This window comes from Rubritalea tangerina (assembly GCF_042683245.1).
In the GTDB taxonomy this organism is placed as follows: Bacteria; Verrucomicrobiota; Verrucomicrobiia; order Verrucomicrobiales; family Akkermansiaceae; genus Rubritalea; species Rubritalea tangerina.
Window position 1 is genome coordinate 1 of sequence record NZ_JBHUJB010000014.1, and the last position, 22,596, is coordinate 22,596.

Here is a 22,596-nt window from a genome sequence, read left to right on the forward strand (position 1 = left end):
GATTCCGTTGTTCAATACAACTTACCCCTAACCAATAGAAAGGAAATAAACTTACCAGTTGACCTCTCTTCACATAAAAGCCCCCTTGGTATGGTGGCCAAGGGGGCTTTGCTGTTTTGTTGTCCTATAAATGAATGTGTTTATTTAGCGAGCAGGCCGATTTCTGCGGCACCGGCATAGGGTTTGCCCTGGGGGGAGCTGAGGGAAACGAGTCTGAAGAATTTGATATCGACTGGTTTCTTGAAGAGGTGGGTACGTTGGGATGGGTCATTGAGGATATTGCCGAATTCTCCTTTAGAGATTTCGACCCATTTTTCACCATCGCGTGAGGCTTCTACTTTAAAGCCTTCGATCATGCTATCTGGGACGCGTCGGTCTTGTCGTGGCAGGTAGGTGAAGCCAGCGATACTGCGTTGAGTGGGCAGTTCGATGGTGAGTGTGTGTGGGTGGGCTGGTGTTTGGCCAGACCATGTGGTGTGCCAGTAGCTTGCGGTATTTCCATCGATAGCTTTAGCGGCATCGTAGCCTCCTTGGGCGCTGCTGGCAGTGACTTTCCAGCCGGCGTTAGAGATGCCGAGGCGGGTGGTGGTGATTTCTCCCATTGCGTCATCGACGAAGCTGCGAGCCTTGACGGTGCCGCCATCTTTGAGTTCGAAGGGGCCTGCGTAGAGGGTGGATTTGGCGGTGGGTTCTGAGCCATCGAGGGTGTAGCGGATCTCTTGTTTGACTTTAGCAGCGTGTCCACCGTGTCCACCTTTGGATTGGGTGCTGAGTTCGACCTTACCGGCATTGGCGTGGATGGTGACAGCGAGTGGTGGTGATTTATAGAAGTGTGCTGCGACTTCGGCGATCGATGGGGTGGCTCGTGCGTCGAGGATACGGACACGGAACTTATCGGTGGTTACTGATGGGAAGCGGTGGGTACGTTTGTAGCCGATCGCTTCTTCATGAGAGACTTCTTTCCAGGCGCCATCGATCCAGGCATCAATCGCGTGTTTTTTGACGCGTTGGCCAATCTTGGTGATGGATTCTTGAAGGGTAAAGCGGTTGATGGTTTGAGGTTTCGGAAGGGTGATAGTGAATTCGCCATTGAGGCCGGCTTTGGGCTGCCAGTAAGTATCGAGGTTTTTGTCACCGAGGGCATTTTGATCGGCATCGGAGCTGAAGCCTTTGGCGAGGTCGGTGCCGTAGGTTGCTTTGATGCGGCGGCCGGCTTCGAGCAGAGATTTTTGGTCGCGCTCGCCGATGATACCAAACTTGTTAGGTGGGATGTTAAGCAGGAAGACGGCATTACCACCGACCGAGCGTTCGTAGACATCGAATACCCAGTCGGCGGATTTCACGGGTTGCTCGTGGTCATTGCGCCAGAACCAGCCCCCACGGATGGAGGTATCGACTTCGGAGATGGTGTAGTTGAGGTAGTTCGCTTTGTATTCTTTGCCGTAGACATTGAAGGTGGGCTTCACGATTTCGGATTCGTAGCCGATATTGCCGGCGGTACGGTCGAGCCCTGAGTGGTTATCCATGTCGTGCATGGTGATGACATTCCATTCATTTTTGCGTGTGCCACCGTGTTCGTTCCCGCACCAACGGATGTCTGGGCCACCGAAGATGACGGCATCGGGGGCCAGTTGGCGGATGAGTTTGAACCACGATTTTTTATCGTAGGTTTGGCCACCTTTCCGTTTGGGGTGAGCGCCGTCGAACCAGACTTCGTGGATCTCGCCGTATTCGGTGAGCAATTCGTAGAGTTGGTTCATGAAGTAGCGGTTATAGTCATCGACGACGGCAGTGAAGGTGGGGGCACCAGCGGCAACTTTGCGTTGTTTAGTTGGGTCGCTTTGGAAGGTGGTTGGGTCAGTGGGGATAACGGATTTGACCTTTTTCGAGAGGTTGCCGTAGAGGCCGTCTTTATTTTCGATTTGGTAGAGGTCGGCTGGGGAGAGGTAGACGCCGAGCTTGAGTCCAAATTTTTTCGCGGATGCGCTGAGTCGTTTGAGGACATCGCCTTTGCCATTTTCCCATGGTGAGGCGAGGACTGAGAATGTGTCATTGTAGCGGGTTTGCCAGGTGCAGAAGCCGTCGTGGTGTTTGACGGTAATGACGACTTTAGTCATGCCGGCTTCTTTCATGATGCGGCACCATTGGTCGGTGTCGACTTTAGTGGGGTTGAAGACTTTGGCATCTTCTTTGCCGTTACCCCATTCTTTCCCAGTAAAGGTGTTTGGTCCAAAGTGGATGAAGGCGATGAACTCTTCTTCGTGGTAGGCTAACTGGCGAGCGTGAGGGACGATGTTAGAAGCAATTTGAATTTTCTGCTCTGGTGTTTCATCGCCTTTGAGTTTGTAGAACTGGGTGATCTTTTCTTCTGAAGCGGAAGCGATGGGCATGAGGCCACCGAGGGTGGCAACAGCGAGGTAGCTGAGTGGTAGTTTCATATTGTTGGGATGCAGGTTGTTAGTTGGGGCGGGGGGAAGTGGTGGGGGGAAGTGGTGGGGGGATGTGGTGGGGGGATGTGGTGGGGGGAATTGTTTAGAAGATTAGGATGCTTCTTGCGGCCTTGGTTTGCGGCAGGCGAAGCCATAGATGGCAATCACGACGAAGCAGAGGAAGGGGAGGTAGAAGGAACCGCGGGTTCCTGACACGCCCATGAAGGTTTCCATATCCATGAAGCCACCTTGGAGGCGTGGCATGACAGCTCCGCCGACGATGGCAAAGATGAGGCCCGCTGAACCGAGTTTCGCATCTTGGCCGACGCCATCGAGGGCGAGTCCGTAGATGGTCGGGAACATGAGTGACATACAAGCAGAGATGGCAATGAGTGAGTAGAGGCCGGGCATTCCCTGGAGGTAAATGGCACCCAGTGTGCAGGTCCCCCCTGCGATAGCGAGTGCGAGGAGCAATTTGCCAGCGGAGATGTATTTCAAGAAGAAGGTACAAGCAAAGCGGCTGAGCAAGAAGATCACGACTGCAAGGATGTTGTGGTTTTGGGCAGTGGCTTTATCGAGACCGAGCTCGGTTTCTGCGTATTGGATAATGTAGGTCCAGACCATGATTTGGACGCCAACATAGAATGTTTGGGCGATGACTCCTCCCACGTAACGTGGGTTTTTGAAGAGTCTTCCAAGAGTTGCGGAGAAATGGATTTCGTGGTCGTTAGATGCCTCACTGGTAGTGGGCATTTTGACGACGAGGAAGGTGATGATGACACCGACGAGGACAAAGCCGATGATGGTATAGGGGAGGGAGACGATCTTCAGATCTTTCTTTTGCATTTCTGCGTGATTCATCCCTTGGTAAGTGGCGATGGTGCCTTCTTTATAATCCACGAGGGCATTGCCGACGGGGTTATCTACTGGAGAGTCAATGCCATCGACGTAGGCTTGAATTGTTTCATCATTTTTACGCTCGCGTGGTTTGGCTTTGAGGAATGGGAGCACTTCTGGAGCTTCTTTGGTGGCCACGGTAGGGAATTTTTCGCTATAGTCACCGGCGACATCATTGCGGAAGTCTTCGACATTGATGGTGCCGAGGATGACGGTACCGGCGATGAACATGCCACTGAGTGAGCCGATCGGGTTGAAGGCTTGTGCGAGGTTGAGGCGTTGGGTGGCAGTTTTAGGGTCCCCCATGGAGAGGATGTAGGGGTTTGCAGTCGTTTCTAAGAATGCGAGGCCAAAGGTAAGAATATAGAGGGCAACTAGGAAGAGGTTGAAGCTGGCCATGGCGGCAGCAGGGACAGAGAGAAAGGCACCTGTGGCATAGAGCACGAGACCTAACAAGATGCCCGACTTGTAGGAGAACTTGCGGATGAAAAGAGCTGCGGGAATCGCCATCGTAGCGTAGCCACCATAGAAGGCCATTTGGACCCATGATGATTGGGCATTATTGATGACGAAGATGTCTTTGAACGCGGCAACGAGAGGGTCTGTGACGTTGTTAGCGAATCCCCAGAGAGCGAAGAGGGTGGTGACGAGTATGAAGGGGATGAGGTACAGTTTAGGTACGACGGGTGTTTTATCCATGGTGGTGTGCTTGTTAGTAGTGATAGGTGTTGTGAGGGGGGAGGAGAGAATGTTAGGTGGGGGTGACGCCTTTTTTCAGGATGAGGTTGGCGTACTTAGCGGTATCGCCGGTCGCGACGATAGCGTGGGTGGATTTTGCGCGTTCGTAGAATGCGAAGCGTTCTATTTTTGCGATTGGAGGGACATTTGATTGGTATTGGTCGATGGCTGAGCGGTAGGCCGCTTCGACTTTTGGGTCAGGGGAGTCGCCGGGCACGACATCCATCATCATAGCAGGGGCGGGGTCGTAGGCATCGAGCTCAAGGAGAGGGAGAACGGCTTGGAGCAATTCGGGGATGTTATGGCCGTCTGCGCGGATGACAGGGACGCCTGCTTGGTGGACTGGGTAGTGCGCATCAGCAAAGAGTATTTCTTCGCCGTGGCCCATGCGGTAGAGGGTGGCGAGGAGCTCGGGGGAGAGGAGAGGTGATAGGCCTTTTAACATCTGATATTTAAGAGTTGGGATTTAAGAATTAAGATTTTGTCTAGCTGTCTTTAGCGTAGAGGCAAATATGGCAGTGAGTTCGTGGGCTTCGTTCAGTAGATCTTGGACTTTTTCTTTTGGGAGGATCTCGCCGTGGATAATAAGCTCTAACCAGTAGCAGGTCTCATCAGCTTCCTCGACCACAGTTGCTATTTTATGAATGAAATCTTTTTTGGACTTAGCTTTGAGAGCGGATCTATAATTGGCACCGATTGAGGTAGCTGATCCAAAAATTTGATCTCCGAGTCGGAACATTCCAGCTCCTTGGGGGAGAGCTTTGATTAGATTTAGAATTCTAAGTGAAAACTGGAAGGTGCGATGTTTGAGTTCAGGAGTATCCATTTGGTTCATTAAGAACTAGTGGTTTTCTCCCTCAAGAAAATCTTATCTCTTAAGTATTAAATTTTATATGGTTAGGTTAGAGTGAGACGCCGCGGCGCCATGGGATGAAGTCGTCTTGGCCGAGGCCGACGGCTTTGGTGGTGTAGGAGCCGCTGGCGACGTCGAGGATCATTTCGAGTAAGCGGTTACCGGCTTCGGCGATGGATTCTTTTCCTTCGATGATGGTACCGGCATTGTAGTCGATGAGGTCGGGGTGGCGGAGTGCAGTCTTTGTGTTAGAAGCGACTTTAATGACTGGGCATACGGGGTTGCCAGTGGGGGTGCCGAGGCCGGTGGAGAAGAGGATGACATTACAGCCGGAGCCGGTCATGGCGGTGGTGGACTCGACATCATTGCCTGGAGTGCAGACGAGCGAGAAACCATCGCGTCTGAGAGGTTCGGTATAATCGAGGACATCGGAGACGGGAGCTGTGCCTCCTTTTTTGGCGGCGCCAGCGGATTTGATGGCATCGGTGATGAGGCCATCTTTGATATTTCCGGGGCTGGGGTTCATGGAGAAGCCTGAGCCGATGGCTTCGGCGCGGGCGTTATAGTCTTCCATGAGTTGGATGAAGCGTTTGGCTTCGGTACTTGTTTTACAGCGTTTGATGAGGTCGGCTTCGACCCCACAGAGTTCTGGGAACTCGGAGAGGACGGCGCGTGCACCGAGGGCGGTGAGGACGTCAGTGACGTGGCCGATTGCAGGGTTAGCGGAGATACCAGAGAAGCCATCTGAGCCTCCGCATTCCATACCGACGGAGAGTTTGGTGATGGGGGCTGGTTGGCGGGATTGTTTGTTAGCGGTGGCGAGGCCAGCGAGCATTTGGCGCATGGCGTCTTCTAACAACACCTCTTCAGACGGGTAGGCTTGTTGTTCAAAAATCTGGAGTGGTCGGTCGAATTGCGGGCAGCGTTTTTTAATTTCGTCTTCGAGGATGGAGACTTGAGCGTGTTGGCAGCCGAGTGAGAGGACGGTGACGCCGGCGACATTGGGGTGGGTGGCGTAGCCGGCGAGGAGCCTGCAGAGTGAATCTGAGTCCCCGCGGTCGGATCCGCAGCCCATGGAATGGGAGAGGAATTTGATTCCATCGACATTGGGGAAGAGTCGGTTTGCAGTTTGTGATTCTGAGGATTCGAAGGTGACTTCGGAGATATCTTGACCGGCGGCGGTGGCCGCGGCGAGGCGTTCGGCGAAGTCTTCGTATTTACCAGATTTGGCGTAGCCGAGTGGTTTGAGCAATGCATTTTGGAGCATGCGCAGGTTGCGGTTTTCGCAGAAGACCATGGGGATGACGATCCAGTAGTTGGCGGTGCCGACGGTGCCATTTTCGCGGTGGAAGCCTTGGAAGGTGCGTCCGACAAATTGTGAGATGTCGGGGGTGGTGAGCCACTCGAATGCGCCTTCTTGGTAGAGGTTGATACCGAAGGGGTCGGCGGCATGGTGGAGGTTATGTGTGTGGAGCAAGGTGCCAGCGGGGACGTCATCGGAGACGGTGCCGACGAGTACGCCATACATGGTGACTTTATCTCCGGCCTTCAGTGGCTGGATGGGGAATTTATGTTTGGCGTCGACATCGGTTTGGAGGGTGATGTTAGAGCCTGCATGTTGCACGGCATCTCCGGCCTTAAGGTCGGTGAGTGCGACAAGGACATTATCTCTGGGGTCGAGTTGGAGAGTGGTCATAGGAGTGAGGGCGCCGGGGGCACCATCTACAGTTTTGAGCATAAGAATTGGGGTGTGGTAGGGTGAGTGGGGGGAGGTGGAAGGGCTTAGGCTTCTTTCGTAGCGACCTGGCGCTGGGTGCCGAGGCCGTCGATACCGAGTTCGACAATGTCGCCTTCTTGCAGGTAGCGTGGTGGGTCGAGTCCGAGGCCGACACCAGCTGGGGTGCCAGTGGAGATGACGTCACCTGGGAGGAGGGTCATGAACTCGGAGAGGTAGGCGATGACGTGTTGGACGTTAAAGATGAAGTCGGCGGTGGTGCTGTCTTGAAGTTTTTCACCATTAACGCTGAGCCAGAGGTTCAGGTTGTTAGGGTCGGCAATTTCGTCTGATGTGGCGAGGAAGGGGCCGAAAGGGGCGTAGGTGTCAGCGGATTTACCTTTGACCCATTGGCCACCCATTTCGAGTTGCCACGCGCGCTCGGAGTAGTCGTTGTGGAGGGCGTAGCCAGCGACGTAGTCGAGGGCATTTTCCTTGGAGACATATTTGGCTTTTTTGCCGATGACGACTGCGAGTTCGACTTCCCAGTCAGTTTTTTCTGAATGGCGAGGGATGACGATGGGGTCATTGGGGCCGGTCCATGCGGAGGTGGACTTGAAGAAGACGACGGGTTCAGTGGGGGGCTCCATGCCGGATTCTTTGGCGTGGAGGGCGTAGTTGAGGCCGATGCAGACAATTTTGGATGGGCGGGCGATAGCTGGAGCGAGGGTGACATCGGAAGCTGGGAGAGATGGCAGTTCGACACGTTTCTCGGAGAGATAGGTATCGAGTCGTGCGAGGCCGTCATTTTCGAAGAAGGTTTCGTTCCAATCTTCGCCGAAGCTGGAGCAGTCGATGATGGTATTGTCGTCAGCGAAGACGCCTGGAGTGACTTTGTTATCTTTGTAAAAGCGTGTGAGTTTCATGATGAAAAGTTGTTGTTAGGAGTTGATAGATTTGACTGATATGCGTGCATCTTTAGTTGCTGGGGTGCCTTGGATGCGAATTTTTGGGGTTTTTCCATTGGGGGTGTAGATGGTCGCGCTGGTGAGTTTGCCATCTTTCCACTGGATATCTACGAGTGTGTTAGAGCGAGCACGTAGGCCAGTGACTGAGCCGGTGGGCCAGGCTTTTGGGAGTGCGGGCAGGAGTGAAATTTCGTCCTCATGAGACTGGAGGAGGCACTCAGCGATGCCAGCGGTGATGCCGAAGTTACCATCGATTTGGAATGGTGGGTGGGTGGTCCAGAGGTTATCGAGGGTATTGAAGGCGAGGAGTCCAGCGACGCAGCCATGGGCGCGTTCAGGTTTCCCCATGCGTGCCCAGAGTGCGGTGCGCCAGGCCCAGGTCCATGAGCGGCGGCTATCCCCGACTTCACCGCGTTTGGTGAGTGAGACGATGGCGGCGTCATTGAGTTTAGGGTTGCGGTATTTGCCGATTTGGACGCCTGGGAAGATAGCGTAGAGGTGTGAGGTATGGCGGTGGTTGCCTTTTTCGAGGTCTTTTTCGCCCATCCACTCCATGAGTTGTCCCCAGGATCCGATTTTAGGACCATAGAGTTTGTTGATAGTGGAGCGGAGTTCTTGTTGGAAGTCTGGGTCGACGTTGAGAGCTTGTGCGGCGTTGGCGGTATTGGTGAAGAGGTCCCACATGAGTTGTTGGGCGTGGGCTGTGCCATCTTCGTGTGGGCCGTGTTCGTGGGACCAGGCATTGGGGACGACGAGTTCTCCGCTGGGGAGTTTTTTGAGGCGTGGGAGCCAGAATTTGGAGACATCTCTGAGCCAAGGGTAGGCTTGTTTTTTTAGGAATGATTTATCGTTAGAGAATTTATAATGTTCGAAGTAGTGTTGTGCGATCCAAGCGGTGCCTTCGATATTCCAATTCCAGCCACCGCCACCGAATGGGTTTGTGGACATGCGGGTGACATAGCCTTCGGTATCTCCGTATTCTTTGATGGTGTACTTGCGGAAGACGGGGGTTTGAGCCGAGTACATATTGAAGAGTGGTTTGGCGAGCTCTGGAAGGTTGGTGGTTTCGGCGAGCCAGTAGTTCATCTGGAGGTTGATGTTGGTATGGTAGTCGGAGCGCCAGGCTGGGTTATTATTGTTATTCCATACGCCTTGGAGGTTGGCTGGGAGGGTGCCTTGGCGTGAGCTTGAGATGAGCAGGTAGCGGCCGTAGTTGAAGATGAGTGCTTCGAGTTCGGGGTCGAGGCAGGGGCGTGGTAGGTCCTTGGCGTTATCGCGGTAGTTTTGGATTCGTTGGTTGATATCCAGGGTTGCGGTAGCTGGTGGGGTGGTGCCGAGGTTGAGGGTGACGCGCTGGTAGAGGTTTTGGTAGTCCGCGAGGTGGCGGTCGAGGAGTTTTTGGAAGCTGATTTTGGCAGCTTTGTTCAGAGTGGATTTGGTGCGTGTTGAGGCTTCGCCGTCCATCCATTGTTTCTCGAGGTCGAGGACGTAGTTTGTGTTGGCTGCGAGGATGACGAGAACTGAGTCAGCGGAGGTGAGCTCGATGGCATTGCCTTTTGTTTGGAGTTTTCCGCCACTTGGGATGAGTTTGGCACGGGCGTCGTAGAGGAGGCCGTTGTTGGTGAGTTTGCCACCCATTTGGAGGGTGTCATTTTGGGCGGCAAAGGAGTCAGAGTCTTTGTGTGTTCCGGAGAAGTGGAAGGTGCCAGAAATGGCGGCAGGTTTGTCTGCAGAGATTTTCCAGACGAGTACTTTGTCTGGGTAGGAGGCGAAGGCTTCACGGGTGTAGGTGACGCCTTGTTGTTGCCAGGTTGTGGTATGGAGGGCTTTGGAGATATCGAGTGAGCGTGTGTACTGAGCGATGTCTGCGGTGGCCTCTGGGGTGCCGAGTTGGATGTCGGCAATTTGGAAATGGCTGGCTTTGGGGCGTGGGGTGAAGGTGATCCGGTAGTGTTGGAACACGGCAGGTTTGGCGAGCTTGTAGGTGGTGGTTTTACCACGGCCTACGGCAGGGGTTTGATCTTTTTGGGTGTCGAGTGTGGACCACTTTTTCAGGTCGTTTGAGCCTTCGAGTGACCAGGTGAAGGGGTCGCGCTCTGGAACATCATTGGCTGAGGTGAAATGGTAGGACTCGATGGATTTAGGGCTTCGGTAGGATGCTTGCCAACGTGGTTTTTGGTTGGGTTTGAGGTCGATGCACCATTTGGTATTGGCTTTGCCATCGGTGGTGGCGGTGACTGACTGGGCGCCTGAATCGCCGGAGTCTGGCGAGGTGACTTTGGCGCGACCTAGGCCGGAGCCATTTTGGGTAAAGTGGAGGTTGCCGAAGGCTTGGAAGGCTCCGAATTTGTCTTTTGCGTAGCTTCCGGAGGGGTTTTCACTACCGGTCCAGAGGGAATCGACGGTGAACTGGATGGTGGCTTGATCGATGCCGCCGAAGAGGTTGGCGCCGATGTGGCCGTTGCCGATGGGGAGTGATTGTTTCTCCCAATTTTTAGCGGCTTGGCTAAATTTGAGGGTGTGGGAAGCGGGGCTGGCGAGGGCGAGGGTGGAGCCGGTTGCTAGGGTGAGTAGAGAAAGGGAACGCATAGTGTATTGGGTGTGTGTAATGATTAGCGCAGGAGGGTGACGCCGCCATCGATGTCGTAGGCGGAGCCGGTGATGAAGGAGGCTTTATCGGAGCAAAGGAATGCTGCGAGGTCGCCAATTTCTTCTGGGGTGCCCATACGGCCGATGGGTTGGTATTCGCTGAGGGTTTGTTTCATTTTCGGGCGTTCCTCTTCTGAGTAATTTTTCTCGAGGTAGCCTTCGACGAATGGGGTGAGGACGCGAGCTGGGCAGATGCAGTTACAGCGGATGCCTTTGTCGACGTAGTCACGAGCGACGGAGAGGGTCATAGCGTGCGCGGCGCCCTTGGACATTGAGTAGGCGAAGCGGTCGAGGATACCGACTTTGCTGGCAATGGAGGCGAGGTTGAGGATGACGCCACCGCCATTGGCGAGCATTTTAGGGATGCCGAAGTGGCAGCAATGGTAGATGCCTTTGACATTGACTTGGTAGATTTTGTCGAGCTCGTCTGGGGTGCAGGTTTCAACGTTGCCGATGGAGGCGATGCCGGCATTATTGACGAGGATGTCGACGCGTTCGAGTTGGGTGAAGGCGGCTTCTACGGACTCAGTGGATGAGACATCGCACTGGATGATGTCGGCGCTGCCACCGGCTTTGCGGATGATGTCGGCGGTGGACTGAGCGGCCTCTGTATTGAAATCGAGAATGGCGAGGTGGTTTCCCTCGGCGGCGAGTTTGAGTGCGATGGCTTGGCCAATGCCTGAGCCTGCGCCTGTGACGACGGCAGTTTTCATGAGAAAAGTGTTTGTTGGTTAGAGTTGGTAGAAGCGGGTGGCTGTCTTGGTGAAGATGGCGGATTGTTCGTCTTGGGAAAGTTGGCTTAGGTGCTGGGTGACACAGTCTTTCCAGCGTGTGTAGGAACTGGCGAGCAGGCTGACTGGCCAGTCGGAGCCGAACATGAGGCGATCTGGGCCAAAGGCGTCGAGCAAGACATCGAAGTAGCGCGCCATGAGTGCGTTGTCCCAGCTGGCATCGCGGACTTCGGTGACGAGTCCGGAGATTTTGCAGACGAGGTGGTCGCGTTTGGCCATTTCGCGGAGCTGGGATTCCCAAGTATCTGGGTAGGCTGCGGTTCTGATTTCGGGTTTTGCTGCGTGGTCGAGGACGAAGCGTTGATTCGGGTGTTGGTCGATAAAGCGGGTGGCTGAGGCGATCTGGTCTTGGAAGATGAGGACGTCGTAGCTCAGGCCGCGTGCAGTGATTTCGCGGATGCCGCGGTGAAAATCGGGGTGGTCGAGGAAGTCTTGGTCTGGGGCTCCTTGGGTGATTTCACGGAGTCCCTTGAAGAGTGGGTTGCCGGCATATTGGTCGATTTGGGCACCGGCTTCTGGGGACTTGAGGTCGACCCAGCCCACGACTGCTTTGATTGTCTGGCTGGTGGCGGCTTCCGCTAGGAGGAAGTCATTTTCTTCAAGGCTGGTTCTGGCTTGGACAGCGACGGCTCCGGACACGCCATTTTCGGTCAAAAGAGTGTCGAGTTCAGGGGCGCGGAAGTCGCGGCGGATGGTATCGGATTCTATCCAACCGAATTCCGCATCGGTGTAATTCCAAAGGTGGTGGTGGGCGTCGATCATAGTGGGTGGGGAGTTATTCTGTATGACAGGTGTGGTGGAGTCAACTGATAATTAAAGATGGGCTGTATGGTAGAAATGGGTGGAGAAGAAAGTATTGCCAGTGTGATTTTGGCAGTTTAGGAATGGAAGGATGAGCAAAGATCGCATTCCTGCAGCAGTACGGCAAGCCCCTCTGAGTGAGGGGGTAGAGCAGAAGCTTGAGCAGCGCATTCTCTCTGGGGAGTGGGAGGAAGGGTTTAAGTTGCCGTCTGAGGGGAAGCTTTGTGAAGAATTTGGGGTGAGTCGTACGGCGGTGCGTGAGGCATTACGTGAGTTACGCGGTCGTGGGATAATTGAGACGGTCAACGGGAGTGGGAGCTATGTCTCTGGAGGGAATTTGGAGATGGTATCGAAGGCGATGACTGCGTATTCGAGTTTAGCGACGGATTCGAAGGCGGCGAGTGACTTGATGGAGTTTCGTATTTTGATTGAGGGGGCGGCATTGGGGAGATTGGCGCGCAGCAAGCGCAACAAGGCGACGCGATTGCAGCGGCTGACGGACATTTTAGAGGCGATGGAGCAGGAGTCTGACCCGACGGAGTTTGGGCGATTGGATTCCCGTTTTCATTTAAGCATTTTGGAGACATGTAACAATGCCTTCATCAACATGATTGGGCAGACTTTGTATGCGCACTATCAGCGTTGCATTGGTGAGGCGCATGCGGTGGCCACGGAGGGGATGCGTAAGGACACGCTGACCGAGCATGCTGCGATTGTTGAGGCGATCAGGAATGAGGATGCGGACGCGGCGCGCGAGGCGCTGGAGGAGCACTTGACTGCGGCAGCTGAGCGTTCTGAGATGCTCGGGATTGGGCAGTAAGTACTGGCAGTAAGTACTGGCAGTAAGTGCTGGCAGAAAGTGATAGGCGATCAAAAAAAATGCGCGACCCGAGCGGGTGGCGCATTTTTGTTTCAAATGATTGCTAAGGGGGTTAGAGGAGTCCGATGCCGTGGTAGACGGTCCAAGCGGCGGCGCCACCGAGGGTGAGAAGCATGATCCAGGCGGCGATGCCAGTGACCTTTTTGCGTTTGATGAGGACGAGTGCGCCACCGAGAGCAAGCCAGATAGCGAGTTTTACGAACATCCAGGTTTGGAATTGGTTGCCATATTTTTTGGCGATGAGGCCGAAGCCTGAGATGAGGAGGAGAAGGAGGCCGGTACCGTGGGCGATGGCGGCGCCTTTACTCCATTGTTTCATGCCGTAGGCGAAGCCCATGAAAAGCATGATGAGACCGATGATGTGGATGATATTGTAGATATAGGCTGGCATATTCTGAGTGAGTTGTCGGGCGCCTTATAGGCTTGCAGTGTGGTGAGTGCAAGCGAATCTGAAAGATGGCTACTCCCCCATGCCGGCGGCCCACGCGGGGGTGGGTTTTTGGTATGCGGGGATGCTGGAGAGTTGTTTCCCTGAGTGGGTATCGAAGAGTTGGAGGGTGGCGGGGCCGTGGTTTCCGCGAGATTTCACGACGATTTTATTTTGTTCTTCGATGAAGCGGGTGGTTTCGACATTGGGGCGGGCGGAATTGAGGGTGGAGACGAGGCGGGAGCCTTCGTAGATGCGCACGGTGTTAGTTGCAGTCTTGGCGGTGAGTGGTTGGCCGTAGGGGTGGGCGCTATCGGCTGCTGTGGAGGTGGGTGCGTTGGTTGGAGGGGTGCAGCTTGTGAGCGCGATAGAGAGGGTGGAGGCTGTGATGAGAGATAGGAGATGTGTTTGTTTCATGATATTTGGATGTGTTTGGTTAGAATGTGTGGGTAAAAAAAACTCGCTGTGTGAGAGCGGGCGTGGGTTCGGTTTGGGTTATTTGCGGCGTCGCATGAGAAGTGCGAGGCTGCCGAGGCCAAGCAGAGCAAAGGTGCTGGGTTCGGGCACGATGGTGACTTGGAGTTTGGCATCGAAGAATTGATCTATTGTGGCACCGCTGGTGTCGAGCAGGGTGCCGGAGGTGAGCTTTCCTGCGCCGCTTTCTTGGAGGACTTGGATGCGGGCGACTGCATTGAGCCCGCCATCGGTATTGGTGGTGGAGAAGCGGTAGTTGTAGACGGTGCTGGTGTCTGAGGAGAGAAGGAGGTTGGCAAAGGTGTAGGTAGCGGACTGGCCGGTGGTGGTGATAGCGGCCCAGTCGATGGTATTGGTAGAGGAGCCGATGAAAGTGCTGCCTTGGTAGACGTTGAGGTAGATGTCACCCACTGTGTCGCCCGAACCATTTTGGTTGAAGAGTACGATATCTTGGAGGGCGATGGTGCTACCGAGGGGGTCGCCAGTGAGGGTGAATCCGCTGTCATTGAGGCTAAAGCTTTGTCCAGCGTAGTTGCCAAATGCAGCACCATTGGCAGTGGTGTGGTCCAAGAGGGTGGCGGCGTGGCTGCTCGCTAAAGTGGCGAATGCTGTGGCAAGTACAGCGATAGAGGTGTGGGGATTCATGGTTTGAAATTACGTGTGTGAACGGGTGCCATGGATGTTTGTGTAGTTGGCGCCAGAATGATTGGGATTATTAATGCATGGAATAGAATGGCTTGCCAAGGATAAGTTTGTTAGTTGTGAGACGCGGGCAAAAAAACACCCAGTGACTCGGTGGCCACTGGGTATTTAGATTCAAGTAACGACATGGGTGGGGCCTTACTTGCGGCGGCGCAAGATGAGACCGAGGCCAGCGAGGCCGAGGAGTGCCGTGGCGCTAGGCTCGGGCACTGCTGTGACTGAGAATGCGATTTCGCGGTTATCTCCAAAGCTTGGGTTGCCGCCATTGTTGAAGAGTTTGCCTGAAGTACCCAGTGGGTTGTTGCCAGCTGTGAGACCCATGCGGAAGCCAGCGTGATCTACTTGGCCGGGGCCACCATTGTCGGTCGTGAAGCTGACGACGTAGACGGTGTTGTCTTGGAATGTAAATGTTTGGTCGAATAGGGCTGTAGATGTCACATTACTAGATTGGATATTGACTAGATTAGTGGACGCCGCGAGCTCAACACCTGGGTCCCAAGTTTCAGCATTGTCGTCGAGGTCAGACCAGATTTTGACAGTAAATGGACCATCTGAGCCTGTATTGGGGCCGACGAGGTCAATCTGTGAGAGGATGTTGTCAGATCCGAGGACGCCAACTGTAAAGGTTTGGCCAGAGTTATCGACGAAGTTTGCTTGGTCTCCTGAGCCGCCGCGAGGGGCATCGACGATTACAGTCGCAGCGCTTGCTGATCCGATGAGGAGAGCTACAGCAGCTGCGGAGCATAGTGTTTGTTTCATTGTTCGTATAGTTAGGGTTATGCATGCTGTCACTAAGCTGGGGACGGTGCCCTTGGAGGGGGTGTCGCACAGCTGGCAACAGCGGATGCGCTGACAGTCAAGAGGCTGCATCAACTGTTAGCAAAAAATTCTACAAGGTGTCATGATGTGACCAAGGGGGGTGAGGTAGGAGCCGAATGGGTAAAAAAAAGCCCAAACTCTAAGTGGGAGCTTGGGCTGGTAAATTGTGGAGGGGGGATTACTTGCGGCGGCGCATGATGAGAGCGAGGCCCGCGAGGCCGAGGAGCGCGGTAGAGCTAGGCTCGGGGATAGCTTCGGTATCGAAGGATGCAGAGAAGTTAAGATCCCAAGCTGCGGAAGTATTAAAGAAGTTATTGGACGCAAAGGATCTACCATCGGCGTATGGGTTGCCAGTGACGAGTTCGTATCCAGAAGAGACGATATCCTGTCCAGCGTTGGTGCTAGTGGAGGTGATGAAGTAGTACTCGGTATTTGCTGCGACGGCAGTGTTGGAGAAGTTCCATTGTACTGCGGAGAGGTCGGTGGCATTGGCGCCAATATTTTGTGTATTGGTTGAGATGCCGACGAGGTTACCGAATGCTGTGATTGAGCCATCTGCGGTGTTGAATGTGACGCTGTCGTAGATGTGGAGGTAGGCGAGGGTGTCATTTGCGGCTTGCCCACCGGATCCATCACGGATTTGGAAGGTGACATCGAGCACTTGCTGGGCAGAGGCGTGGGTGGTGATGGACTGGCCGTAGATTGGTCCAGCGTGATTAGTGTGGGTGTTACTATTTGGGTCACCTTGGTTGACGATAACAGTGGCTGCTTGGGTAGTGGCTACTGCGATGAGGATGGCGGAGCTTGTAGCAAGAATAGATTTCATATGTTCTTTTTAGTGTGGTGGAGAGGCGTGCCCGGAGGTGGTGGGAGGCTCTCAGCTGCGAGAGTGTGGGGCAAAATGGGATAGGTGGTTTGTCAGGTGAACCAGTGGGGTGGAATTCCTAAAATTGACATTGGTGGGAATAAATGGAAGGAATGGGATCTCCTATGAATGATATGGTAAAACGAATGACCGGGCTTTTTTTGCTCAGCGTGATGGCAGTGGCCATTGCGATGGAGTTGCCTGTGTTGAAGTTTTGTCTGTGTCAGGACAAGGTAGTGTTGGCCTCATGTGATTGTGAGGAGGAGGCAGCGGTTGTGTCGGAGGCCACGTGTGGCAGCTGTTGTGGAGCTGAGCTTGTGCGAGGTGAGCAAGTGTGTGAGACACGTGGCTTGAGCCAGGATTGTATCGTTACATTGGATTTTGATTTGGGTGAGTACACGCCCTTTAGCGTCATCGATCAGGTGGTGACGGTTGAGCATTCACTAAGTCCTCCGCAGTGGAGGGAGCATGGGGAAGCGATGGTGCTTCCCACAGTGTTGAAGCAAGAGAATCCCGCTCGTGGGAGCCCGCCAGATGTGGGGGGAGGCAGTTTGCCTGTGTATAAGCGGGTGGAAGTATTTCTGATTTGAGTAAGGGGAAGCGCGTAGCTGCATGGCGATGATGATCGCGATGGGCTGGCGCTTATTTTTTATCTGGTGGGTTTGTGAGGTCTTTTGTGTGGCCATCCCCAGATTCGCACGTGCGTGGAAATTGTGAGCGTACGTTTATCTATCCTAATTCAAAACAATCAGAGAGATCGATGTCATTAGATGTATTAACAAAGGCTGGGGCGAGCGAGGTGCTTGCTCCGAGAAGGAAGTGGTCGCTGACGTGGTTACTGCCAGTGGGTTTGCTGGTGGGATTTGCCACGATTTTAGCGGTATTATTTGGGGATCGTTTGATTCCGGCGACGGAGGTAGAGGTGGCGCCAGTGGTGACGGTGCGGGCAGGTGAGGGTGAGGTGGTAGAAGTGGGGGGGCAGATGTTATTTCAGGCGTCGGGCTGGGTTGAGCCCGATCCGTATACGACTTATGTGCCATCCTTGATCAATGGCATTGTGAGTGAGGTCTATGTTCTGGAAGGTCAGCGCGTGGAGAAGGGGCAGTTGTTAGCAACTTTGATTGATGATGACCAGAAACTGGCATTGCAGGCGGCGACTCAGAAAGTGGATAGCATGGAAAAGATGATTCATGCGCATTGCCAAGGGGTGCCCATTTTGGAGGCACAGATCGCTGCATCTCAGAAAAAAATTGCGGCAGGAAAGAGTTTGTTAGACCAGGAGAAAGATAACTTGAAGCGTCTTGAGGGGCTTGGGGGGGATGCGGTATCTGTGCAGAGTGTGGTGCAGGCAAGGTTTGCAGTGACGCGGAATGAAGCATTGGTGGCGCAGGCAGAGGCTGAGTTGCCGGAGTTAGCGGCAAAGATTGAGCAGATCAATGCGGAGAGAGAGTCGATGCAGGCAAGTTTATTAGAGCTCAAGGTCAAGGAGGCGCAGGCGAAGTTGGCCTTGGAGCGGACGAAGATTTCCTCTCCGATTGATGGAGTGGTGTTGCACTTGCATGTGGCGCCGGGGAAGAAGCGGATGTTGAACATGGATGATGCGAAGTCCTCAGTGATTGTGGAGTTATACGACCCTGAGCAATTACAAGCGCGGATTGATGTGCCTCTAAATGAGGCGGCGGGCTTGAGTGTGGGGCAGCGGGTGGAGATGGTGAGCGACTTGTTTGCGCAGAAAGTTTTCATAGGTGAAGTGACGCGGCTCAGTGGGCAGGCGGACCTTCAGCGCAATACCTTGCAGGCGAAGGTGGCGATCAAGAACCCGGATGCACGCTTGCGTCCTGACATGTTAGTGCGCGCAAAGTTTTATTCTCCTGAGGGAGGTGGAGCTGAGGTGGTGAGCACAGGGGGGAGGCTTTCTCTCTATGTACCTGAGGGGGCGCTGGTGGATGAGGATGAGGTGTGGGTAGTGGGAAGTGATGGGAAAGCCGAGTTGCGGGATGTGGAGTTAGGCAATGCAAAACGCGATGGTCACGTGCAGGTACTGCGCGGTGTGAAATCTGGTGAGAAGGTGATTCTGCCACCTCACGCGGTACTCAACGAGGGACTGAAACTTAAATTTTAATAGCCATGGAATCACTCATTCAAATCAAAGGAGCCACAAAGTCATTTCATAAGAACAAGGAGACGATCACACCACTGGATCAATTATCGTTAGAGGTTGGGCGTGGTGAGTTTTTATCGCTGATGGGCCCATCTGGTTCGGGGAAGACGACATTGTTGAATCTCATCGCTGGGATTGACTCGCCAACGGCTGGGGAAATCTGGGTGGACAATGTGGATATTGCGAAGTTGAGTCGTGCGCAGCTGACGCGCTGGAGGTCTGAGCATGTGGGTTATATTTTCCAGCTGTATCATTTAGTGCCGATCTTGTCGGCGTATGAGAACGTGGAGCTGCCACTCCTGTTAGGTAAGTGGTCGAAAGCGGAGCGTCGGGCGAAGGTGATGGCGGCATTGGAGTTAGTGGGGCTTTCGGACAGGGCTCAGCACCGGCCGTCTGAGTTATCGGGTGGTCAGGAGCAACGGGTGGCGATTGCGCGTGCGATTGTGCACGACCCTGAGTTGTTAGTTGCAGATGAGCCGACGGGTGATCTCGACCGGGAATCTGCGGATTCGATTTTGAAGCTGTTAGCGGAGCTTGCTGAGCAGCATGGAAAGACGATTGTGATGGTGACTCACGATCCGAAAGCTGCAGCAGCGGCGCACCGAGCGCTTCAGTTAGAGAAGGGGCAATTAGTGGATCAGGGGCATTTGCTTGATCATATAGAAGTGAGGCAGGGATGAAGATCATAGGATTAGCCTGGAAGAACTTAACGCGCCATCGGCTTCGTTCGTTATTCACGATCTTGGGGGTGGCAGCGGGGATGTTTCTGTACACATCGGTACAGACGATGCAGCATTCATTGGCTGTTGCGACGCAGATGAATGCGAATGACACGACTTTGGTGGTGTATCGGGAGAATCGATTTTGTCCGATGACCTCGCGCTTGCCTGAGCATTATGAGACGACGATTCGTAAGATTGATGGGGTGCGGGAGGTGATTCCGATTCAGATTGCGGTGAACAACTGTGGGGCATCGTTAGACGTGATTACCTTTCGAGGGGTGCCACCTGAGGCGCTGCAGCAATACAGTCCGGAGATGGACGTGGTGTCTGGATCTTACGAGGAATTCTTGAGTCGTTCGGATGCGGCTTTGGTTGGTGAGCACTTTGCGACACGCAGGGGTTTGCAGCCGGGGGACAAGTTTGAAGCGGTGGGGGTGAATGTGCATGTGGCTGGGATTATCCGGTCGGATTCTCCGCAGGACATGAATGTGGCGTATGTGCATTTACCATTTTTGCAGCAGGCCTCGAAAGTGGGTTTAGGAGTAGTGACTCAGTTCAATGTGAAGGTGGATGCCGCTGGGGACTTGGATGCTGTCGCTAATGAGATTGATGAGACATTTAGTTCTGACCAGCAACCGACGCACACGCGGCCGGAGAAGGCTTTTTTTGCTGAGACGGCTAAGCAAATGATTGAGTTAATCAGCTTCACCCGTTGGCTTGGTTTGGGCGCGGTGGTTGCGGTATTAGGTTTGGTGGCGAATGCGGTGTTATTGATTGTGCGAGGTCGGGTGAAAGAGACTGCAATTTTGCAGACCTTAGGTTTTTCGAGGTCACAGATTGCGCTGATGGTGGTGTCTGAGGGTGCCTTGTTAGGGGTGATTGGTGGTCTGCTGGGAGTCTTGGGCTCTGCATTATTTTTTAGCTGGAAGGCATTCACTCTGGGCAATGAGGGGCTGACCTTGGCACTATCGCCGTCGACGACGGTGGTGGTGTCAGGTTTGTTAGTGGCCTTAGGCTTGGGGTTATTTGCATCGTTGTATCCGGCGTGGAAGGCGACATCAAAGCCATTGGTTCAATCACTTAACAGTTAGGGAAGACATGTTACCATTTACATATGCATTGAGGAATTTGTTCCGGGATCCGGCTCGTTTAGCGCAGACGGTGGGAGGTTCAGCCTTGGTGGTGTTATTGCTGATAGCGGCGGTGGCATTGAACCAAGGGATGAATCAGGTGTTGGCGTCCTCGGGCTCTGCAGAGAATGTGATTTTGATGGGCAAGGGTTCTGAGGAATCGATTGAGCGTTCGGAGGTTCACTTAGAGGCGGAGTCTGCGGCAGCGACTTCGGTGCGTGGGCTCGAGGAGCAACTTGGAGTCTCGGCGGTTTCTGGTGAGATTTTTTACCAAGCGCCATTGCAGACGGCATCTGGGAAGGTGGAGCAAGCCTTACTCAGAGGAGTGTTAGAAAGTGCTCTTTTAGTTCACGAATCGGTGCGTTTGCTGGAAGGGCGATTTCCGCAATCGGGTGAGGTGATGGTTGGGCATTTAGCGCATCGGAAGTTGGGGGTGGATGCCAGCGAGACGGCGGTTGGGAAGTTTGTGATGTTTGAGGATGCGCGATTTGAGATTGTGGGGGTATTTGAAGCGCCTGGGACGGTGCTTGAGAGTGAGGTGTGGTTTGACCGCAATGATTTGGCGACGGTGACTCAACGTGACACCTTGTCATCGATCACGCTGAGGTTAGGTGATGCGGAGTTTGACGACGTGGAGGTCTTTACATTGCAGCGCAATGATTTGGAGTTGGCGGCGATTCGCGAGGATGCCTACTACGACAAGCTGAGTGTGTTTTATAAACCGATTCAGGTGATGACGTGGGTGACGGCGGGTTTGGTGGCTGCGGGGGCAATCTTTGGTGGGTTGAACACATTGTATGCGGCATTTGCGGCTCGGGTGAAGGAGATGGCGACATTGCAGTCGATAGGCTACACTCGTTGGGCGTTATTTGTATCTCTGATTCAGGAGTCGTTGTTAGCGACCTTATCGGGGACCTTGTTAGCCTTTGTGGTGGCGTATTTCCTGTTAGATGGACAGACTGTGCCATTTTCCGTGGGGACCTTTACATTGACTCTGACACCAACTGTGCTGGGTGTTGGGTTGATTGCTGGTGTTTTACTAGGAACTGTGGGGACTTTACCTCCTGCATTCCGATGTTTAGCGCCAGCGTTACCGACAGCACTACGATCTAACTAATATTATGAAACTAACAAAAGTAATGACAATTGGAGCTGTGCTTAGTCTCAGCTATGGGCTTATTGCATGTTCTGAGAAGCAAGCAGAGGTGAAGGTAGAAGAGACGGAGGCAAAAGCCACTGGCCTTGAAGCATTAGTGGTGGCTGAGGAGCCTGCTGAGGCTGTGAGTATTGCGGCATTGCGCGGTGCGGCGAAGGCTGGAGATGAAGTGACCTTTACAGGAAAATTGATTGGCAATCAGACTGTCTTGATGGATGGCAGAGCGATCATGGTGATGGGTGACCCAGCGAAGTTGACTTCCTGTGATTTGCGTCCTGGTGACAACTGCCAGATGCCTTGGGATGTGTGCTGTGATGACTTTGATGCAATCAAGGCGAACATCGTGACGGTACAGGTGGTGGATGCAGACGGGAAGCCTCTGAAGCAGGGACTTCGTGGAGTGGGTGGGATTCAGGAACTCAGCATGGTGACAGTGACTGGTACTGTGGATGCGGTGTCAAATGCGGACAACATGGTGGTCAATGCCAAGAGTCTTTTCGTGAAGAAGTAAGTACCGGCTCTTTGATCGTGGCACCCTCGTGATGGTTTTACCTCCGAGGGTGTCTTTTTTGTGGAGGAATGCGGGTGTAAGATTGGGGGTGTTTTTTTCGTTCATTGGGGGCAGGATATGGGTATGAGAGGGGTCGTTTTATTCAGTGACGGTTACGCGTAGCTGAGATTTTCATTATTTGTTCCGACGGTCGGCGAAGAACTTGCTCTCTGGTACGCGCTCGGGACCGTCTTTTGTTTCGCCTTGATTGCATCCTACGGGATTGCCATTGCGGCACGCTCAACCGACCTCTTTGGTCGCTTGCTCGCGGCAGGCTTGACCTGCTCGATCGTCATTCCCGCGATGATGAATATGGGGGTGACCACAGCCGTGCTACCGAACACTGGTTTGCCACTTCCCTTTGTGAGCTACGGGGGTACCAACCTCGTTTTCACCCTCGCCACGATTGGCTTGCTGGTGAGTATCCATCGCTCGACGATTACCATCTCGCCACGCGGTGAGAAGGTTTTGTTAGGAAAGAAGAAGAGTGTGAAGCTCTAGTGGGATCCTTGATTAGGGGGGCTGCTTCATCGCGTCTTGATTGCTGAATGAATTGAACCGTCATTGGACTTTTATGCGTCTGGACGGGGTGTTTATTTTTATTGATCAAAATTTTCTACCATCAAAAAAGTTAGCACCTAGCAAAGATAACAGATATTTTGTGTTAATGATTTGTTAGCCCGTCTCATTCGCTATCGAATCCAAATGGGATTTTGGGTGTGGGGTATTGCATCTTACGCTCTGGGGACCAATTTTTTATGAAATCTTTATTGCCAAGTATTGCTGTATCTGAGCGGTCACGGAAGTTCCGTGGTGTGAGCTGTTGGTTTGTGTTTTCCGCGTTTGCACTCGGGGCTTCCTCTGTTTTTG

Annotated in this window: 23 protein-coding genes; 8 read left to right on the forward strand and 15 right to left on the reverse strand. The window is 53.6% G+C overall.

All coding sequences use genetic code 11. The annotated features are described in order from the left end of the window. Positions 1-140: 140 nt before the first annotated feature. The 9 genes from ACFSW8_RS03005 to ACFSW8_RS03045 form a co-directional block, all read right to left on the reverse strand. Positions 141-2,438 (reverse strand): discoidin domain-containing protein, encoded by a 2,298-nt coding sequence (locus tag ACFSW8_RS03005; protein WP_377088275.1) that lies wholly within the window; start codon positions 2,436-2,438, stop codon positions 141-143. Between the two features lie 102 nt (positions 2,439-2,540). Beyond that, positions 2,541-4,025 carry an MFS transporter gene (locus ACFSW8_RS03010; RefSeq protein ID WP_377088278.1) on the reverse strand — a complete coding sequence of 495 codons (1,485 nt, stop codon included), beginning with the start codon at positions 4,023-4,025 and terminating at the stop codon, positions 2,541-2,543. A 52-nt stretch (positions 4,026-4,077) separates the two neighbouring features. Further along, the gene (fucU, locus tag ACFSW8_RS03015; protein ID WP_377088280.1) at positions 4,078-4,509 is read right to left on the reverse strand and encodes an L-fucose mutarotase; all 432 of its coding nucleotides are present in this window, start codon (positions 4,507-4,509) and stop codon (positions 4,078-4,080) included. A gap of 21 nt (positions 4,510-4,530) precedes the next feature. Beyond that, positions 4,531-4,899, reverse strand: a complete 369-nt coding sequence (locus ACFSW8_RS03020; RefSeq protein WP_377088281.1) for a four helix bundle protein — start codon at positions 4,897-4,899, stop codon at positions 4,531-4,533. A 67-nt stretch (positions 4,900-4,966) separates the two neighbouring features. Continuing rightward, a complete protein-coding gene (locus ACFSW8_RS03025) occupies positions 4,967-6,655 on the reverse strand; it encodes a UxaA family hydrolase (protein ID WP_377088282.1) in 1,689 nt (562 codons plus the stop codon). Positions 6,656-6,699: 44 nt separating this feature from the next. Continuing rightward, a complete protein-coding gene (locus ACFSW8_RS03030) occupies positions 6,700-7,557 on the reverse strand; it encodes a fumarylacetoacetate hydrolase family protein (protein ID WP_377088284.1) in 858 nt (285 codons plus the stop codon). A gap of 15 nt (positions 7,558-7,572) precedes the next feature. Then, entirely contained in the window at positions 7,573-10,188 is a 2,616-nt protein-coding gene (locus ACFSW8_RS03035) for a glycosyl hydrolase family 95 catalytic domain-containing protein (RefSeq protein WP_377088286.1), read from the reverse strand. A gap of 23 nt (positions 10,189-10,211) precedes the next feature. After that, positions 10,212-10,961 carry an SDR family NAD(P)-dependent oxidoreductase gene (locus ACFSW8_RS03040; RefSeq protein WP_377088287.1) on the reverse strand — a complete coding sequence of 250 codons (750 nt, stop codon included), beginning with the start codon at positions 10,959-10,961 and terminating at the stop codon, positions 10,212-10,214. Positions 10,962-10,979: 18 nt separating this feature from the next. After that, complete coding sequence (locus ACFSW8_RS03045; protein ID WP_377088289.1) at positions 10,980-11,801, reverse strand: amidohydrolase family protein; 822 nt, start codon at positions 11,799-11,801, stop codon at positions 10,980-10,982. Positions 11,802-11,931: 130 nt separating this feature from the next. Between ACFSW8_RS03045 and ACFSW8_RS03050 the strand changes: the two genes are divergently transcribed. Continuing rightward, a complete protein-coding gene (locus ACFSW8_RS03050; protein WP_377088291.1) occupies positions 11,932-12,660 on the forward strand; it encodes a FadR/GntR family transcriptional regulator in 729 nt (242 codons plus the stop codon). A gap of 112 nt (positions 12,661-12,772) precedes the next feature. Here the strand turns inward: ACFSW8_RS03050 and ACFSW8_RS03055 are convergent, their stop codons facing one another. The 5 genes from ACFSW8_RS03055 to ACFSW8_RS03075 all read right to left on the reverse strand — a co-directional run bounded on the left by ACFSW8_RS03055 (position 12,773) and on the right by ACFSW8_RS03075 (position 15,968). Then, a complete protein-coding gene (locus tag ACFSW8_RS03055) occupies positions 12,773-13,111 on the reverse strand; it encodes a hypothetical protein (protein WP_377088292.1) in 339 nt (112 codons plus the stop codon). Positions 13,112-13,180: 69 nt separating this feature from the next. Next, positions 13,181-13,564, reverse strand: a complete 384-nt coding sequence (locus ACFSW8_RS03060; RefSeq protein ID WP_377088294.1) for a hypothetical protein — start codon at positions 13,562-13,564, stop codon at positions 13,181-13,183. A 78-nt stretch (positions 13,565-13,642) separates the two neighbouring features. Beyond that, positions 13,643-14,266, reverse strand: a complete 624-nt coding sequence (locus tag ACFSW8_RS03065; RefSeq protein ID WP_377088296.1) for a PEP-CTERM sorting domain-containing protein — start codon at positions 14,264-14,266, stop codon at positions 13,643-13,645. Positions 14,267-14,461: 195 nt separating this feature from the next. Beyond that, a complete protein-coding gene (locus ACFSW8_RS03070; RefSeq protein WP_377177405.1) occupies positions 14,462-15,082 on the reverse strand; it encodes a PEP-CTERM sorting domain-containing protein in 621 nt (206 codons plus the stop codon). A gap of 238 nt (positions 15,083-15,320) precedes the next feature. Then, positions 15,321-15,968 carry a PEP-CTERM sorting domain-containing protein gene (locus tag ACFSW8_RS03075; protein WP_377088300.1) on the reverse strand — a complete coding sequence of 216 codons (648 nt, stop codon included), beginning with the start codon at positions 15,966-15,968 and terminating at the stop codon, positions 15,321-15,323. Between the two features lie 164 nt (positions 15,969-16,132). Here ACFSW8_RS03075 and ACFSW8_RS03080 point away from each other — a divergent pair, with 164 nt between their 5' ends. From ACFSW8_RS03080 to ACFSW8_RS03110, 7 genes are all read left to right on the forward strand, one after another. Then, positions 16,133-16,597 carry a hypothetical protein gene (locus ACFSW8_RS03080; protein ID WP_377177407.1) on the forward strand — a complete coding sequence of 155 codons (465 nt, stop codon included), beginning with the start codon at positions 16,133-16,135 and terminating at the stop codon, positions 16,595-16,597. A gap of 170 nt (positions 16,598-16,767) precedes the next feature. Further along, on the forward strand, positions 16,768-18,129 hold the full coding sequence (locus ACFSW8_RS03085; RefSeq protein WP_377177409.1) for an efflux RND transporter periplasmic adaptor subunit: 1,362 nt from the start codon (positions 16,768-16,770) through the stop codon (positions 18,127-18,129). Between the two features lie 5 nt (positions 18,130-18,134). Beyond that, complete coding sequence (locus tag ACFSW8_RS03090) at positions 18,135-18,848, forward strand: ABC transporter ATP-binding protein (RefSeq protein ID WP_377088306.1); 714 nt, start codon at positions 18,135-18,137, stop codon at positions 18,846-18,848. Further along, positions 18,845-19,981 (forward strand): ABC transporter permease, encoded by a 1,137-nt coding sequence (locus ACFSW8_RS03095; RefSeq protein ID WP_377088307.1) that lies wholly within the window; start codon positions 18,845-18,847, stop codon positions 19,979-19,981. Before ACFSW8_RS03090 ends, ACFSW8_RS03095 begins: the two co-directional genes overlap by 4 nt. Before the next feature lie 7 nt (positions 19,982-19,988). Further along, positions 19,989-21,137, forward strand: coding sequence for an ABC transporter permease (locus ACFSW8_RS03100; RefSeq protein ID WP_377177411.1), 1,149 nt, complete (start codon positions 19,989-19,991; stop codon positions 21,135-21,137). Between the two features lie 4 nt (positions 21,138-21,141). Beyond that, positions 21,142-21,687, forward strand: coding sequence for a hypothetical protein (locus ACFSW8_RS03105; RefSeq protein ID WP_377088311.1), 546 nt, complete (start codon positions 21,142-21,144; stop codon positions 21,685-21,687). Positions 21,688-21,849: 162 nt separating this feature from the next. After that, complete coding sequence (locus ACFSW8_RS03110) at positions 21,850-22,227, forward strand: FtsW/RodA/SpoVE family cell cycle protein (protein WP_377177415.1); 378 nt, start codon at positions 21,850-21,852, stop codon at positions 22,225-22,227. A 184-nt stretch (positions 22,228-22,411) separates the two neighbouring features. Here the strand turns inward: ACFSW8_RS03110 and ACFSW8_RS03115 are convergent. Then, on the reverse strand, positions 22,412-22,596 hold a 185-nt coding region (locus ACFSW8_RS03115), incomplete at its 5' end, for a hypothetical protein (protein ID WP_377177413.1).

Excerpts from the sequence above, each read along its gene's own strand:
- ACFSW8_RS03005 (WP_377088275.1), bottom strand. The coding sequence starts at position 2,438 with ATGAAACTACCACTCAGCTACCTCGCTGTTGCCACCCTCGGTGGCCTC.
- ACFSW8_RS03010 (WP_377088278.1), bottom strand. The coding sequence starts at position 4,025 with ATGGATAAAACACCCGTCGTACCTAAACTGTACCTCATCCCCTTCATA.
- fucU (WP_377088280.1), bottom strand. The coding sequence starts at position 4,509 with ATGTTAAAAGGCCTATCACCTCTCCTCTCCCCCGAGCTCCTCGCCACC.
- ACFSW8_RS03020 (WP_377088281.1), bottom strand. The coding sequence starts at position 4,899 with ATGAACCAAATGGATACTCCTGAACTCAAACATCGCACCTTCCAGTTT.
- ACFSW8_RS03025 (WP_377088282.1), bottom strand. The coding sequence starts at position 6,655 with ATGCTCAAAACTGTAGATGGTGCCCCCGGCGCCCTCACTCCTATGACC.
- ACFSW8_RS03030 (WP_377088284.1), bottom strand. The coding sequence starts at position 7,557 with ATGAAACTCACACGCTTTTACAAAGATAACAAAGTCACTCCAGGCGTC.
- ACFSW8_RS03035 (WP_377088286.1), bottom strand. The coding sequence starts at position 10,188 with ATGCGTTCCCTTTCTCTACTCACCCTAGCAACCGGCTCCACCCTCGCC.
- ACFSW8_RS03040 (WP_377088287.1), bottom strand. The coding sequence starts at position 10,961 with ATGAAAACTGCCGTCGTCACAGGCGCAGGCTCAGGCATTGGCCAAGCC.
- ACFSW8_RS03045 (WP_377088289.1), bottom strand. The coding sequence starts at position 11,801 with ATGATCGACGCCCACCACCACCTTTGGAATTACACCGATGCGGAATTC.
- ACFSW8_RS03050 (WP_377088291.1), top strand. The coding sequence starts at position 11,932 with ATGAGCAAAGATCGCATTCCTGCAGCAGTACGGCAAGCCCCTCTGAGT.
- ACFSW8_RS03055 (WP_377088292.1), bottom strand. The coding sequence starts at position 13,111 with ATGCCAGCCTATATCTACAATATCATCCACATCATCGGTCTCATCATG.
- ACFSW8_RS03060 (WP_377088294.1), bottom strand. The coding sequence starts at position 13,564 with ATGAAACAAACACATCTCCTATCTCTCATCACAGCCTCCACCCTCTCT.
- ACFSW8_RS03065 (WP_377088296.1), bottom strand. The coding sequence starts at position 14,266 with ATGAATCCCCACACCTCTATCGCTGTACTTGCCACAGCATTCGCCACT.
- ACFSW8_RS03070 (WP_377177405.1), bottom strand. The coding sequence starts at position 15,082 with ATGAAACAAACACTATGCTCCGCAGCTGCTGTAGCTCTCCTCATCGGA.
- ACFSW8_RS03075 (WP_377088300.1), bottom strand. The coding sequence starts at position 15,968 with ATGAAATCTATTCTTGCTACAAGCTCCGCCATCCTCATCGCAGTAGCC.
- ACFSW8_RS03080 (WP_377177407.1), top strand. The coding sequence starts at position 16,133 with ATGAATGATATGGTAAAACGAATGACCGGGCTTTTTTTGCTCAGCGTG.
- ACFSW8_RS03085 (WP_377177409.1), top strand. The coding sequence starts at position 16,768 with ATGTCATTAGATGTATTAACAAAGGCTGGGGCGAGCGAGGTGCTTGCT.
- ACFSW8_RS03090 (WP_377088306.1), top strand. The coding sequence starts at position 18,135 with ATGGAATCACTCATTCAAATCAAAGGAGCCACAAAGTCATTTCATAAG.
- ACFSW8_RS03095 (WP_377088307.1), top strand. The coding sequence starts at position 18,845 with ATGAAGATCATAGGATTAGCCTGGAAGAACTTAACGCGCCATCGGCTT.
- ACFSW8_RS03100 (WP_377177411.1), top strand. The coding sequence starts at position 19,989 with ATGTTACCATTTACATATGCATTGAGGAATTTGTTCCGGGATCCGGCT.
- ACFSW8_RS03105 (WP_377088311.1), top strand. The coding sequence starts at position 21,142 with ATGAAACTAACAAAAGTAATGACAATTGGAGCTGTGCTTAGTCTCAGC.